This is a genomic window from Neobacillus sp. BP17 (assembly GCF_059579525.1).
This window is the reverse complement of sequence record NZ_CM184198.1, coordinates 3245977-3259543: the sequence shown is the minus strand read 5'-3', so window position 1 is coordinate 3259543 and position 13567 is coordinate 3245977. Positions and strand designations below refer to the sequence as shown.

Here is a 13567-nt window from a genome sequence, read left to right as displayed (position 1 = left end):
GGAACTGAAATGAAACAAGTCCAATTACTAAACATTCTAACAAACGAGGTTCAAGCTTTTCCTGTTCGTAAATCTGTTGCAGAGTATATTGAATCTCTTAACATCACTGATAACTCTGTTAAGACAATTGAAGCAAAAGTTGTAAAGGCAATTAAAAATGATGAAATGATATATGAAACTTTCAAAGTCATTGAAGTCAATGATCCAACTGAAACAGATATTGAATTAAACATTGAGCAACCAAATATGATTAACATTGAAAACCTTCAAACTGCTTTAGCTGAAACCTTTGAACATACTCAAACTGAAGATGTTGAACAAAAGGTAGAGGAGGAACAAAAACCAACTGAAGAAAAAGTGAATAAGCGTCGAAATGGAAAACAAGTTGAATGGTGGGTAAATGGAGAACTAAAACAAACTTTCCCTTCAATAAAAGCATGTGCTACATATTTTAAAGAAACTCTTGAACTAAAAGGAATGCCATTCACTCCGATTATGAAGTCAATTCGTGATAATGTTAATTGGAATGAAAATACTTTTAAATTTGCTGAATAAGGGAAATGATGAGCAACTTAAATCGGTTGCTCATTTTCTTTTTACAAGACAAAAACAATGGCACAATTATGGGCACAAAAATGGAACTAGAGAAAGTGGTTCCAATATTGGTACGAAAATATGACCATAAATTTATGGCGCAATTATTGTAACAAAAATATGACTAGTCAAATATTGGTTCCAGGGATATTAAAATATTAAAATGAAACAATATTAAAATATATGACATAACGCCATATTTTTCATAAAAATTTTGACCGGATGCGGGCGCAATTATGGAACCAATAGGTAAGAGACTCTATTATTCATTTCATCAACAAATCTATTAATTATTAACCTACATATATTATAGATATAGATAGATTATTTTATTAGATATGTATAATATTCACATTCGTTCATATTATACATAGAAAAAATCTAAACAGTAAACCGATCATTAAATTTTGTTTATAAAATTTGGTTTTCAGTTTACAAAAAAAATTTTTATGAGTAGTTTCAAATTTTTTTAAAGTTTGGTTTCCACCTCTTAAGCTCCTATGTATAATACCTGATGTCTTATAAAAAAAATAAAAAAGCATAGGAGCGTGATTTTAGATGGCAGGAAAAACAAAAGAAATGCTTTATAAAGAAATATTATCTTTAGAACATCAAGTGGATGATTTAAACAAAGAGATTGATGAGCTTAACGTTGAAAAAAATTATTGGTATGTAAAAGCAGAGAAATACCGCTGTCTTTATAATATGGAAAAATGGAAGAATGATGAACTTCTTGAACCCAATAAAGAATTATATAAAATACAATTGGAAAATAAACTTAAGGAAACTGAAAAATTTGAAATTATTATAGCTGAAGTAATTGAAAATTTAAAAAGAACTGAAGCGAAAGAAGTATTGTTACATTCATATAGTCCTATATTTGGAGGTTTTTGAATGTTGAAAGATACGATTGAAGAAAATAAGATAATAAAAGATGTTGCTCTTATAACTGATTTAAAAACATTGTGTTGGGATATTGCATATGGAAGTGATAGTGTGGAAGCTCTAGAGGATGTTCTAGAGCAATTAGAAGCATTGATATTTCACACAATATGGGATGGTTTGCATTGTCGAGGGAAGGAATTTGAGTGGGGACTTGTTGGTGAGCCTGAAGAAGAGTCTGGTAAACATCTAAAAAAATTATATGATATGGAAGATGTATTGAGAAAGCGCATGAATCTAAAACGTAAAATGGAAGATGAAGACTCACTAATTTTTTAGTGGGTCTTTTTACTTTTGTTTAAAGATCCCTAATGGATATAAACGAGCAGAATTCTGCTCATTTATTCCTAACCTTTGGAATAAAGATAGTCAGAAACTGACCATGTACATAGTAGTTTCAAATTGATACTACGTAGTTTCAAAATGATACACGTAGTAGTTTCAAATCGAAACTTAGGGTAGTGTAAATATTGCACTACTATAAAATCACTGATGGATATATTTATAGAGATTTTCTCTATGATTATTCCTAACCTTTAGAATAAATATAGAGTTTTTCTACTCATTTATATCCAGATAACTATATATACTATAAATAACTATATAAATAATATTTAGAGCAGAAACTTGGCAGTTTCCGCTCTTTTTCTTTTTGCCTATTGGAAATTTAGTTTTAGTATTTGGAGGAAAAATCTAAAAATATTACTAGTAATGGTTTACAAACCGCAGTCGCCGGCACATATACTATGAAAGGTAATAAACTACTAATTATGGAGGTAATGAGGATGGACTTTCCAGTGTTCTCAATTGATGTTGCAAATTATCTTATGACCAAAGGTTTTAAGATGAAAAGAGTCAAACCTAATGCCAAAACACCAGGTTATTTGATGTTCTACTTTGAATATCATAAGTCCATTGAGACAGCTGTTTTGGCTTTTAACAAACAATATAAAAATTAAAACTTTACAAAGGAGATTTACAAATGAAAAAATTTATCAAATTACCAAACTCAATCGAATCGGTTGAAGAAAAATTAACAATGGCTGCATTATTAATGAGCGCCAAAAATGATAATGAAACAATTACAACTATATCAGTTTTGGAAGCACTATTAACAAAGAAAGCAAAACCAAATAAAAAAATTCAGGACGTTATCTTTTCAGGTTTAAAGAGTTTAATAGAGAATGGATTAGTGAAAGTAGATATTATTCCCAACAGAATAAATGATTTATTTGAAGCTACCATTTTTGTTCAAGAAGAAACATTTACAATCTTGTTTTATGAAGAAATCCAACTAATTATGAATGGCAATTATAAAGGCGCTGTTAATCGTGAGTTATTTGGATACTATTCTGTTCTTGCTTCATTTTATAACAACAATACTAAAGTTGCTTATCCTTCAATAGAACAGTTATCAGAAAAGGCTGGAGTCCATGTAAAAACAGTTGAAAAATATAACAAAGTGTTAAAAGAATTAGAAATAATTCATGTTGAAAACAACGGGCTCATTACAAATCAAGACGGTATTCAGAGTTTAAAAAATACTTATTCTCGAAAAGTAGATGCAGTATTATGTAAGACTGAAGCCGAAAAATATAGAGATAAAGTTGCTAAGGTTACAAAAGGAAAATTGGTTCAAAGGAAACCAAAAGTACAACAAGTTGATGAAAATAATGAGGTTCTAGAGGATTCTAATAAAAACATGATGGACGATACACAAAATATTGCAGAAGATTTTGTAAAAGGTCTAGAGGACTCTAGTAATCAAATTAAACCAAATTTACAACAAAGCGGTTTTGGAATTACTGATTTAAATATAGAGTTCATTAAGGTTGATCCTGATGAATTTGTTCAAGAAGTACCTATGGAACTTGATAGAATAAAGTCGTTTAAAGAGTTACAAGAAGAGATGGAATTAATTCTTGAACAAACTAAACACATTATAGTTCCTGAAATGCCAAAAGTAGAAGAGAAGCCTAAAGTAAAATCTGAATATTTAAAACAGTTAGAATCATCTTCTATTTAGGAAGCAATTAGAAAATAATTTGTTTAAATATTTTTTAAAAAAATTACTATTTTTGGTATACAAATCGGGAACTGGTGGACATATATATTGAAACGGTATTACCGAAAAATAATATACTAGGAGATTGATAATTATGAACGAAAAGTTCCTGACAGAAAGACAAAAACTTGTAATGTTCAAAAAACAAAGAATTGTTGAGTTGCGCCAACAAGGTTTAAAACACAAAGAAATTCAAGAACAACTTAATGCTGAATTAAGGGAAATGAACGCTAAAGAAGTTTCCTTTTCATATGTATTAAAATATTGGAACGTATTAAAAAAACAACTGTAAGCACTATCTAAAGCGGTAGTGCTTTATTTATTTCATTAAACAAAAGGAGAGGTTGTTAAATGAAAGGTTATGAGGTTAAAGGAATTGTAAGAGATATTTTAATGAGTTTATGTTTATATCTATGGCTGATTGGCTAGGTGATTTTAAAGAATGAAAAATGATAAATTAAAATCTGAAATATTACTTTCAATAATCAACTTAAATCTGTATGCACTAAACAAATCTGTCTACGGTTCATCATATGTGCCGATTAATTCAAGGCGAATAGAAGATTTGAGGTATGAGATCGAGTTGCTTATAAGAAATCATCGAGGTAGTAAATTTAATGAAAAATACGGATTATATGACATATCTGATTGGCCACAAAAAGATATGAAGAATTTAAAAAATATTCAATACGCAAATAGGAACAGAGGACTCACCGAATAATTGGTGGGTTCTTTTGTTAGGAGGAACAATTAATGAAATGTGGAATGTGTGGTTTCGAAGGCTCATTAAATAAAGTCATAAGTCATGCACATACAAGTTGTAAGGAATACACTTTTAGAGAAGAAATTGAGGGAAAAGAAATGAAAGAAACATCAAATAAAGGCATTGTTATTGTTTACGAAAGAAAGATTTATTTAGATTTACTAACACATGGTGTTGTACCACTTTCAAAACATGAAGGTACTTATACAGAATACTTATATGAGTTTAATGAAAGCACTTTTGAATTGATTGATAAAATTTATGAACAAAACTATGCAGAGGGTCACATTTAATACGGTGTGGCTTTTTATTTGTTGGGAGGAAATGAATAATGAAAAAGCTATCCGAAGTAACCAGAAGAAAAATTAGTGAGTCATTGAAAGGGCGAAAAAGGAGCAAAGAAACAATAGCTAAAATGGCTGCGAATATGAAAGGTAAAAATGCCGGTGATAAGAGTTGGAATTTCAAAGGTTATTTTTATATGACAGACATATTGACAGGAGAAAAATGGAAATTTGCTTCTACTCGTGAATGTGCAAGATTTTCTAGAAATGAACTTAATTTAACACTTAGTCAGTCAACGGTATGTGCGAAATTAAATGGTAAGCATCAAAACCCGCTTTACCTTGATAGTTATAGCTTTGAATGGTGTTAAGGAGTAATCTACTTTGTTAGACTACTCTATTTTTTATGGACAAATAGGTAAAAGGAAAATGGGAGGAACGAGAAAATGAAGCAGAATGTGAAAAGTGTATTAAAAGAAGAAAATTTAAGTTATTCATGGAACACTCAACAAAGAATGAATGAGGCAATATCAGCAATTGAAAACAAGAAACTTCAAGATAGTTTCTACATATCAAACAGTAAAAAGGTAATCAAAGGCAGTAAAACAACTGCGACAACTAATGATGTATTAGAGTACCTCGCCGATTACATTTTAGAATGTGAAAACCTTACAACCAAGAAAAATGAACATAATATTCTTGATGAAAAAAGAATGAAAGATGTTGAAATAAATGAACAGCAATTACCTTCATACTCAAATGACAATGAAGAAACAGTTGCAGAGGCTCAATTAACTAATGCAATCGTAAATCGTGAAAGACTATTAAAATACGAAGATACAGTTGATAACTTGTTAAAAGGTGATTATGAGCTAATCAATAATGGTGCAGCTATTGAAGATTTATGGTTTTATCAAACTCTTGAAAATAATGAAGATGCCAGAAACCTCGTTGAGGATTGTTTTAATTTAATTCAATATTATATATCGAAAATGAAAAAATCAGGAACTAGTAAAGGAAATAAGGCAACTAGAAGGAAAATCAAAGAAATATTGTTTGGTGATATTGGCGCCATTGTTCGTTCTTATACAAAACATGAGCCAATCCAAAAAAGAAGTGGTGTAAAGGCAAATAGTAAGCAAACTATTGAGTTTTCAGGTGAAATTGCTTCAGGTAAACATTACTCAATATTTAAGGCTCTTGTTGCTGATAAAGACTCTATTACAAAACCAACTGACATTATACCGATAGCTGATGTTGAACAAGCTATTGAAAACGGTATTAAGATTGAACAATTAAATAGTAAAGATATTGAAATGATTGAGTTGCTAAAAAACAATTACCGTGGCGATCTACTAGCTTGCTTAAAGGTAAATAATAACTATAAAACTAATCGAAGACGTTTTGAAAGATTAATAAATAAATTAGAAAAAATTATTTAAAACTGTCCACGATTAGGAGGAAATTCTCCATTATATTATGTAATGGTACTAAGCATAACATTACACTTTTCAATAAGAGTTTTCATTTTTATTAAAGGCGTTTCCTCCGATAAAAACGTCTTCACCTTCCCTTTTTGTCCAGCTCCACTAACATAGCAGTTGGTGGGGCAACATTTTTTTTAGAGAAGTTCCAATTCATATTCACATATAAGTAAAAAGTCAGAGGTGGTGCATAACATTGGTGATTAGTGAATTAATAGATAAAACAAATAAACAAATGAGTGATATAGATGAAATTATACTTCAAAATGCAAACAGTACATTAAAGTTAATTGATATGCAGCTGCAAATACTCAATGATTTAGAAGAACAGACAGATGATAAACAGTTATTAAAACAGTTGGACAAACAGATGCAACAGTTGAAGAACAATAGAGTATTGTTTGTTCTGATGAATAAGTACATTGTAAGCAATGAGTTAAATAATCAAGAAAAAAGAGTTTTGATGAAAATTTTTAAGAGAATGTAAGCAAATATATGCCCGTTTAGTCCTTAAAAAAATGGTTGACCGGCGTATGATAACTTGTGCACCTTCAGTTACACCCAAGTGTACAAAAGCCCAAGAACTATTTTTTGTAAATAATTGTAAATAAGAGGAAAAAGGAGTGATTATATGGCTAAACCGCAAGAATTAAAAGACCGAAATAAAGGGCGCTCTACTGGCGAAGAACTTGTTGCAAAAGAAAAAAATTTTAGCGGTATTTTTTCAAAAGTCAATATCGACAATCCTCCTGAGTACTTCAATGATAGTGCTAAAAACTATTATCTGTTCATTGTGAAAGAGTTAAAGAAACTTGAACTCATAAATGACTTGGATAAACCATTGATTCAAAATCTTGCTTTCTATTATTCGCTGATTGAGGATTGTCACAGAATAATTTCGAAAGAAGGACAGATAATTGAGTCGTTACATGGTAAGAAAGAACACCCTGCAACCGCATTGTTAAACAAGCACACAACTAAGGCAAATGAACTTGCAAAGCTATTGTGCCTTACTGCTGATACAAGAACAAAATTACAAAGCATTAGTGAATCGAATGAAGGCGATAAACTGATTGCACAATTGTTAGGAGGATTCTAATGGAACATTTACTTACTATTGAAAACTTACGTAAAGATAATGGTTCAAATTATTCTTGGATAAAAAATGAACTGCCTAACATTGATGTAGTTAGAACTCTTGTCGCTGCTAATCAGGTTATTGATCCGTTGCTATGGTTAATCAAAGTTGAAGCTATGGTTCATGTAAGTTACAACAAGTATTTAGAACTTATGGAATATAAGGCAACAGAAAATGAAAATCAAAAGATGTTAAGAATTGTTCAAGAATACAAACAACAAATGGCTTAAGAAAGTAGGAGGTGAACGAAAAAGATTATGGGATTATTTGATTTTAAGAATAAACAAAATGAAGTCGAGGAACGTTCCTTTTATACTAGTAACGGACAAAACTTAGCTATAATCTCATTACTGGGTGGTTCTACAGTTACTGAAGAACAAGCTATGACAATACCTGCAGTTAAATCTTGTTTAAACCTAATTGAAGGAACTATTTCACAACTTCCAATCAACTTATACCAAGAGAATAATGGTGAAGTTGTAAGAGTACCCGATAACCGAACAAGGTTGCTAAATGGAGAAGCTAATTACTTCACTGATAGTCAAGCCTTTAAGAGACAGTTGGTTAAGGATTACCTCTTTTACGGTAAAGCAATTATTTACATTGAGAAAAAAGGGAACTCAATTATTTCACTTCATGCCCTTAAGGGAAACAGTGTTCAATTTAAACAATATACAACAAACGGAATTACTCTTTCCAAAGTTGAAGTTGTTTACACTGGTTTAGGCGCAAGTGTTCAACTTGATTATGAAGACCTAATTATTGTTGACTCAGGTAATGAAGGTATTTTAAAGCATGGGTCAGATATTTTAGAATTAGCTCTTGAACAAAATTCATATTCTAAAAATCTATTAAAAAATGGGGCACTTCCGATTGGTGTCATTCAATCTTTAAATAGGTTATCAGAACAAGCAATTAAACGATTAAGAGCAGGTTGGGAATCTCTTTATGCTGGTGCAAAGAATGCTGGTAAAACAGTTATTTTAGAAGAAGGTATTGAGTACAAGCCGATTGCATTAAACCCTGAACAATTACAATTAGTAACATCTAGGAAAATAACTAACTCTGACATTTGTAAGTTGTTCGGTATTGATGAATCACTTATCAGCGCTGAATTTAATAAGTACAGTGCAAATTCTCAACAAAACCTTGCTTATCTTCAATATACCTTGTCACCGATTATAACAGCTATTGAAAGCGCTTTCGACAAGTCAATGTTATTGGAAAATGAGAAAAATAACGGTTATTATTTCCGCTTTGATACGTCTGAAATCCTTCGTGCAACAGAGAAGGAACGTGTTGAGACTATCGGTCTTGCAGTTAAAAATGGTTTATTAAGCATTAATGAAGGGCGAGCGAGCCTTGATAAGAACCGTATCAACAACGATTACTTTATGTGGTCTTTAGGTAATGTCCTTTATGACGCTAAGAAAGACCAAATGATTATTCCTAATATGGCAACTACCATTACAGACGGAAAAGTTCCAATGCCAAAAGATAAAGAAGGTGATAAATAGTGAAGATGGAACTAAGGTTCAATGAATCAGAATTTAAAACCAATGATGATGGCTCATTAACTGTTTCAGGGTATGTCAATAAAACGGAACAATTTAGTGAGCTATTGGGAAAATCCCAAAAATTCAAAGAAAAAATTGCTAAAGGTGCATTTACTAATGCAATCAGAAAAGCAAAAGAGGTTCATTTCCTTGCTGAACATGATTCAGAAAAGATTTTAGCTTCAACAAGAAATGACTCTCTACAACTGACCGAAGATGAACAAGGACTATACATGACAGCTACGATAAGCGCAACATCTTGGGGTAAGGATTATTATGAGTTAATAAAATCTGGAATCTTGCGGAATATGTCCTTTGGCTTCCGTGCTGTTAAGGACTCATGGCGCAACATGGGTGACTATTTTGAACGTACTGTTACTGAACTTGATTTATTTGAAGTATCTGTTGTTAGAGATCCAGCTTATGCAAATTCTACAATCTCTGCTCGTGGAATTAATTTGGTTGAGAATATCGAAATACCAAAAGCACAAGAAGTAGTAGAGGTAAAAGAAATGAATAAAAAAGCTCTCATTGAAAAAAGAAATGAGTTACTAAATGAATTAGAAGAAATTGCGGAGGTTGTTGAGGTTGAAAGCCGAGGTTTAACAACTGATGAAGCAATTAGGACTTCAAATTTAAAGTCTGAAATTGAAATTCTTAATACAAAAATCGAAGAGAAAGAGGTAAGAAATATGATTGAAATCTTAAACCCAAATGAAACTTCTGTTGAACAACGTGGTTTTGAACAATTCCTTAAAGGTAATTTATACTCTGAAGAGGTCCGTGCAATTACAACTTCTGCAACACCTGGTTCTTTAACAGTCCCAACGTCAATCGCTGATGAAATTGTTAAAAAGTTAGAGGAAGTCGCTCCACTATTTGCTCTATCTAAAAAATTCCCAACTGTATCCGGATATCTTGAAGTACTGAAGGAAACTGATATTGGCGGAGCTCAATGGTTAGGTGAAATGACTAACGCTACACCTGCTGACTTCGCAATGGTTAAAGTAAAATTGCAACAAAAGCGTTTGACTGCTGCAATTGAATTATCTCAACAATTAATTAATGACGCTGCTTTTGACATTGTAAATTATTCAATTGATGTATTGGCTCGTCGTATCGCTAACTCTATTAATAGAGCTATTGTATCTGGGAACGGGACTACTGAAATGGAAGGTTTCTTAACTGCAACATTAGATGCATCAGTTACTATCCAAACTGGAGCAGTTGGTTCTGTTACTACTGATGATGTTTTAGGATTGTTCAACTCTATGAATCCTCAGTTAGTAGAAGATGCAGTATTTGTTATGAACCGCTCAACTTTCAACACTCTTTCTAAATTGAAAGACGGTACTAACAACTACTACCTTGTAGATTTCAAGAATGGTAATGGGTCAAAATATTACACAATGATGGGATTACCAGTTCTTATCTCTGATGTAATGCCAAGTATCGCTACAGGTAACAAGGCAGTTGCTTTAGTTAACGTAGGACAAGCTTATGGAACACTTATCAAGAAGGGTATTGAAGTACAACACGTCTTTGCTGATTCAACTCAGGCTCTTCGTGGTTCACAGCTAATTGTTACTTCTATCTACCTTGATGGAAAAGTAGTTAATGATTATGCGATTCGCTTACTATCTGTAAAATAATAAATAAGGAATGAGAACGGTGTAAAAACCGTTTCCAACTCTCCCTTTTGGCTCGATGGGTAAAACCATCGGGTCATTTTATTTTTGTTTAAATATGTAATTTCCTTCTTAGCACTGAAAACAATAATTCATTGTTCCCCTCAAGGATTATATAATCATGCTGATATTCTTCATATTCCGCCAATATTTCCTTCATCGTAGTAATATCATTTTTATTTTCAATCGCTTTAAAGATAATTGTAACAGATTTAAAATTACCATTACTTCCTTTTTTAATATTATCAATTCTGAATAAGTCTTGTACTAAGACAATTTTTTTCTTGAATTTATTGATGATTGTTGTGTCTTTTTCATGGTCTTTAAGGGTAGCAGTGCCAACTGCTCTTTTAACAGAAATTCCATATTCAATATTTCCATCATATCTAATAAAAGCATAATCAAGTTCATTTTCTCTAAGGTTATATCCTACTTTTGAAACACCGTTTTCGAGTTTTAAAGGAAGATTTAATTCATCTTTGAACGCTTTTAAAAACATTGATACTAATAGCTCTGTGATACCTGTTAAGTCTTTAGTGTTTCCTTTATATTCCAGACACTTATTATAAAACCGTTCTTTGAAAGTGTATAGGTCATTGCAAGTGAGCGTATGAATGTTTTCTTTTATAAATTTATAAATATCATCAAACAGTGCCTCTATGAAAATTGTTTCCACTTTATTTACTCCTCTACAATAAAATATCAATTTCATTGATTAAAAATAAAAGCACCCAGTTACAAGGTGCTTAAGATGGCTCGCCTTTTATTAAAGTCATTACAGTTTTGTAGGCAAGGTCACCGTATTCTCTAATTTTTTGTAGTGTTTCTATATCCCCGCTAAAGTCATTAATCTTCTTCATAACTTGACGATATTTGCTTTCAGCTTCTTGTTCTGTTTGAGCCTTACTAATGCTTAATATTTCTACAAGTAGTTGGAAAATTTCCTCTTGTTTTTCATTATTAGCCCACATTAAAACAAACATATCAGGTAGATTAGCTGTATTTTCAGCAATTTGGTCTAATCTACTTATTACAGCTTCCTTAAATTCTCTTTTTTCCTCTTGAGTTTTATTTACAAGCCCAATAGACTTCTTTTGTAAATCCCAAAGATTATTATGCATCTGTGAAATTGGATCAAACTCTTTCATCATAAAACCTCCTTTTATCGTATTTTATTCCATTTTTATCCTTACATCTAGTATTATCATCTATTAAAACCTTAAAACTTTGATTATATTTGCATTTAATAAAATTATTTAATCAAGTTTACGTTTGAAAAACTTCTATATATAATACATACACAATTGAAATGAGGTGTTTGGAAATGAAAATTTTTGGAAGTTTTGATAATAAAAATGTAGAGTTAGTAAGCCGTAAAATGTTAGAGAACGGACAAATAAAGACATTATTTAAGTTCGGTAAATTGACAGTAACAGGAGTTTCAAATAAGCCTTCAAATGAATCAATAAATAAATTAGCTGATAACATGAGCAAGATTGCCGAATCTATATTAAGATAATAAAATTTAAAATTTCTATATAAAAAACTGGTAAATATTGTTAAAATTAATATATATTGATGTAAATAAATTTTAAAGGAGAGAGAAATGGATACGATTAAAGATATTGCAATATATCTGAGGAAGTCAAGAGATGAAGAAGGTAAGGCAGATGTATTATCAAAACACCGCAATATATTAGTAGAATATGCAAATAAGCATAATCTTAACTACAAATTATATGAGGAAATTGGGTCATCTCAATCTATTGAAGCTCGTCCTGAAATGGTTCAATTGTTAAACGACATTGAAAACGACTTGTATGATGCAGTTTTAGTAGTTGATTTGGACAGACTAACTCGTGGAGACTTAGAGGAAATAGGAAGAATACAAAGAATTTTTCGTGAATCTAATACTCTTGTAATTACTCCAAACAGAACCTATGACTTCAATGACGAAAATAATATTATGACAAACTTTGAGCAACTGATGGCTAACTACGAGTACAAAATGATTAAAAAGCGAATGTTACGAGGTAAAAGACAAGGAGCGAAGTCGGGTAAATGGGTTAGTGGTCAACCACCGTATCCATATGTCTATAACAGAATTACTCGTGAGCTTGAAGTCGACAAGGAAGATGTTAAAATCTATAACCTTATGAAAAAGATGTTCCTTAATGAAATGAAGCCAACTTATGAAATTGCCTGGGAACTCAACAGATTAGGCATTAAGACAAAAAGAAAAGGTGATTGGCATGAAACCACAATAAGACGAATATTGATGAGTGAAATACACTTAGGTAAAACCAAATACGGAAAAGAAAATTATATTGAAGGCATTCATAAACCGCTAAAAACTCAGGAAGAACATGAAAGAATATTAGCATTACACAATGAAAGGCGAGTAAAACCTGCTGGGTCTCGCAGTAATATACAAGTGCTCTCAAAACTAATCTTTTGCGGTAAATGTAAAAAGGCAATGAGCTTCTTAAATAATAAGTCAAATGGGAAAACCTATATAAAAACTTGTACAAAGACTAATAAATTTGGATACAAGTGTGGCAATAGAGGTATGAGTGTAGAGGTTATATATGCACAATTATTCTTCGAACTTGAACAATATCAGACTCGATTGCTCAATAGTGAGCATACAGAACAAAAGGATGATTCAACTTTACAGTTAGCATTAAGGAATAAACAAGAGGAACTTGAAAGATTAGAAAATGGCACCGACAGATTGATAGACTTGTATGCTGAAGGGATGTTAGATAAAACTCAATTAAAAATCAAAACAGATAAATTTCAAACTCAAATACAGAAATTGAAGGACGAAATTCGCTTAATTGAAAAATCACTTGCAATTACTAATAATGAGAAAACGGATGAAGAAAGACTATATGCAATTAAACAGTTTAAGAAAGCATGGGACACAGAAGGCATAAGTAAAAAAGAACTGAATACATTAGCTAAACAGATTATTGATAGAATTGAGCTTGTCCGTGAAGATGATAATATTGAAATAAAAATCAAGTTTCTTTAACCCGTACTAAATGTAT

At 31.3% G+C, this 13567-nt stretch carries 19 protein-coding genes; 17 read left to right on the top strand and 2 right to left on the bottom strand.

Features of this window, described 5'->3' with window-relative positions:
* The first annotated feature begins 9 nt into the window (after positions 1-9).
* The 15 genes from AC4QJR_RS15820 (at position 10) to AC4QJR_RS15750 (ending at position 10478) form a co-directional block, all read left to right on the top strand.
* Entirely contained in the window at positions 10-555 is a 546-nt protein-coding gene (locus AC4QJR_RS15820; protein WP_496523447.1) for a hypothetical protein, read from the top strand.
* A gap of 597 nt (positions 556-1152) precedes the next feature.
* Positions 1153-1488 carry a hypothetical protein gene (locus AC4QJR_RS15815; RefSeq protein ID WP_496523446.1) on the top strand — a complete coding sequence of 112 codons (336 nt, stop codon included), beginning with the start codon at positions 1153-1155 and terminating at the stop codon, positions 1486-1488.
* Positions 1489-1815, top strand: coding sequence for a hypothetical protein (locus tag AC4QJR_RS15810; RefSeq protein ID WP_496523445.1), 327 nt, complete (start codon positions 1489-1491; stop codon positions 1813-1815). It abuts the gene before it with no gap.
* Positions 1816-2321: 506 nt separating this feature from the next.
* On the top strand, positions 2322-2495 hold the full coding sequence (locus AC4QJR_RS15805) for a DUF5659 domain-containing protein (protein WP_496523444.1): 174 nt from the start codon (positions 2322-2324) through the stop codon (positions 2493-2495).
* Positions 2496-2518: 23 nt separating this feature from the next.
* On the top strand, positions 2519-3562 hold the full coding sequence (locus AC4QJR_RS15800) for a helix-turn-helix domain-containing protein (protein ID WP_496523443.1): 1044 nt from the start codon (positions 2519-2521) through the stop codon (positions 3560-3562).
* A gap of 133 nt (positions 3563-3695) precedes the next feature.
* Positions 3696-3893: a peptide ABC transporter substrate-binding protein gene (locus AC4QJR_RS15795; protein ID WP_496523442.1), complete on the top strand. Its 198-nt coding sequence runs from the start codon at positions 3696-3698 to the stop codon at positions 3891-3893.
* A 150-nt stretch (positions 3894-4043) separates the two neighbouring features.
* Positions 4044-4322, top strand: coding sequence for a hypothetical protein (locus AC4QJR_RS15790; RefSeq protein WP_496523441.1), 279 nt, complete (start codon positions 4044-4046; stop codon positions 4320-4322).
* Between the two features lie 32 nt (positions 4323-4354).
* Positions 4355-4657: a hypothetical protein gene (locus AC4QJR_RS15785; RefSeq protein WP_496523440.1), complete on the top strand. Its 303-nt coding sequence runs from the start codon at positions 4355-4357 to the stop codon at positions 4655-4657.
* A 38-nt stretch (positions 4658-4695) separates the two neighbouring features.
* Positions 4696-5019, top strand: coding sequence for an NUMOD3 domain-containing DNA-binding protein (locus AC4QJR_RS15780; RefSeq protein ID WP_496523439.1), 324 nt, complete (start codon positions 4696-4698; stop codon positions 5017-5019).
* A gap of 75 nt (positions 5020-5094) precedes the next feature.
* Complete coding sequence (locus tag AC4QJR_RS15775; protein WP_496523438.1) at positions 5095-6090, top strand: short-chain dehydrogenase; 996 nt, start codon at positions 5095-5097, stop codon at positions 6088-6090.
* A 241-nt stretch (positions 6091-6331) separates the two neighbouring features.
* Positions 6332-6619, top strand: coding sequence for a peptidase M23 (locus tag AC4QJR_RS15770; RefSeq protein ID WP_251459014.1), 288 nt, complete (start codon positions 6332-6334; stop codon positions 6617-6619).
* A 144-nt stretch (positions 6620-6763) separates the two neighbouring features.
* Positions 6764-7231 carry a phage terminase small subunit P27 family gene (locus AC4QJR_RS15765; protein ID WP_251458627.1) on the top strand — a complete coding sequence of 156 codons (468 nt, stop codon included), beginning with the start codon at positions 6764-6766 and terminating at the stop codon, positions 7229-7231.
* Positions 7231-7500 carry a hypothetical protein gene (locus AC4QJR_RS15760; RefSeq protein WP_251458628.1) on the top strand — a complete coding sequence of 90 codons (270 nt, stop codon included), beginning with the start codon at positions 7231-7233 and terminating at the stop codon, positions 7498-7500. The genes AC4QJR_RS15765 and AC4QJR_RS15760 overlap by 1 nt, the downstream gene beginning before the upstream one ends.
* Before the next feature lie 27 nt (positions 7501-7527).
* Positions 7528-8787, top strand: a complete 1260-nt coding sequence (locus AC4QJR_RS15755) for a phage portal protein (protein ID WP_251458632.1) — start codon at positions 7528-7530, stop codon at positions 8785-8787.
* 5 nt (positions 8788-8792) lie between these two features.
* Positions 8793-10478 carry a phage major capsid protein gene (locus AC4QJR_RS15750; protein ID WP_496526692.1) on the top strand — a complete coding sequence of 562 codons (1686 nt, stop codon included), beginning with the start codon at positions 8793-8795 and terminating at the stop codon, positions 10476-10478.
* Between the two features lie 88 nt (positions 10479-10566).
* Here the strand turns inward: AC4QJR_RS15750 and AC4QJR_RS15745 are convergent, their stop codons facing one another.
* Positions 10567-11190, bottom strand: a complete 624-nt coding sequence (locus tag AC4QJR_RS15745) for a hypothetical protein (RefSeq protein WP_496523437.1) — start codon at positions 11188-11190, stop codon at positions 10567-10569.
* A 70-nt stretch (positions 11191-11260) separates the two neighbouring features.
* Positions 11261-11665, bottom strand: coding sequence for a hypothetical protein (locus tag AC4QJR_RS15740; RefSeq protein WP_496523436.1), 405 nt, complete (start codon positions 11663-11665; stop codon positions 11261-11263).
* Between the two features lie 173 nt (positions 11666-11838).
* On the opposite strand from AC4QJR_RS15740, the gene AC4QJR_RS15735 reads away from it, so the two are divergent.
* Entirely contained in the window at positions 11839-12033 is a 195-nt protein-coding gene (locus AC4QJR_RS15735; protein WP_496523435.1) for an acyl-CoA thioester hydrolase, read from the top strand.
* A gap of 87 nt (positions 12034-12120) precedes the next feature.
* On the top strand, positions 12121-13551 hold the full coding sequence (locus tag AC4QJR_RS15730) for a recombinase family protein (RefSeq protein ID WP_496523434.1): 1431 nt from the start codon (positions 12121-12123) through the stop codon (positions 13549-13551).
* The last annotated feature ends 16 nt before the right edge of the window (positions 13552-13567 follow it).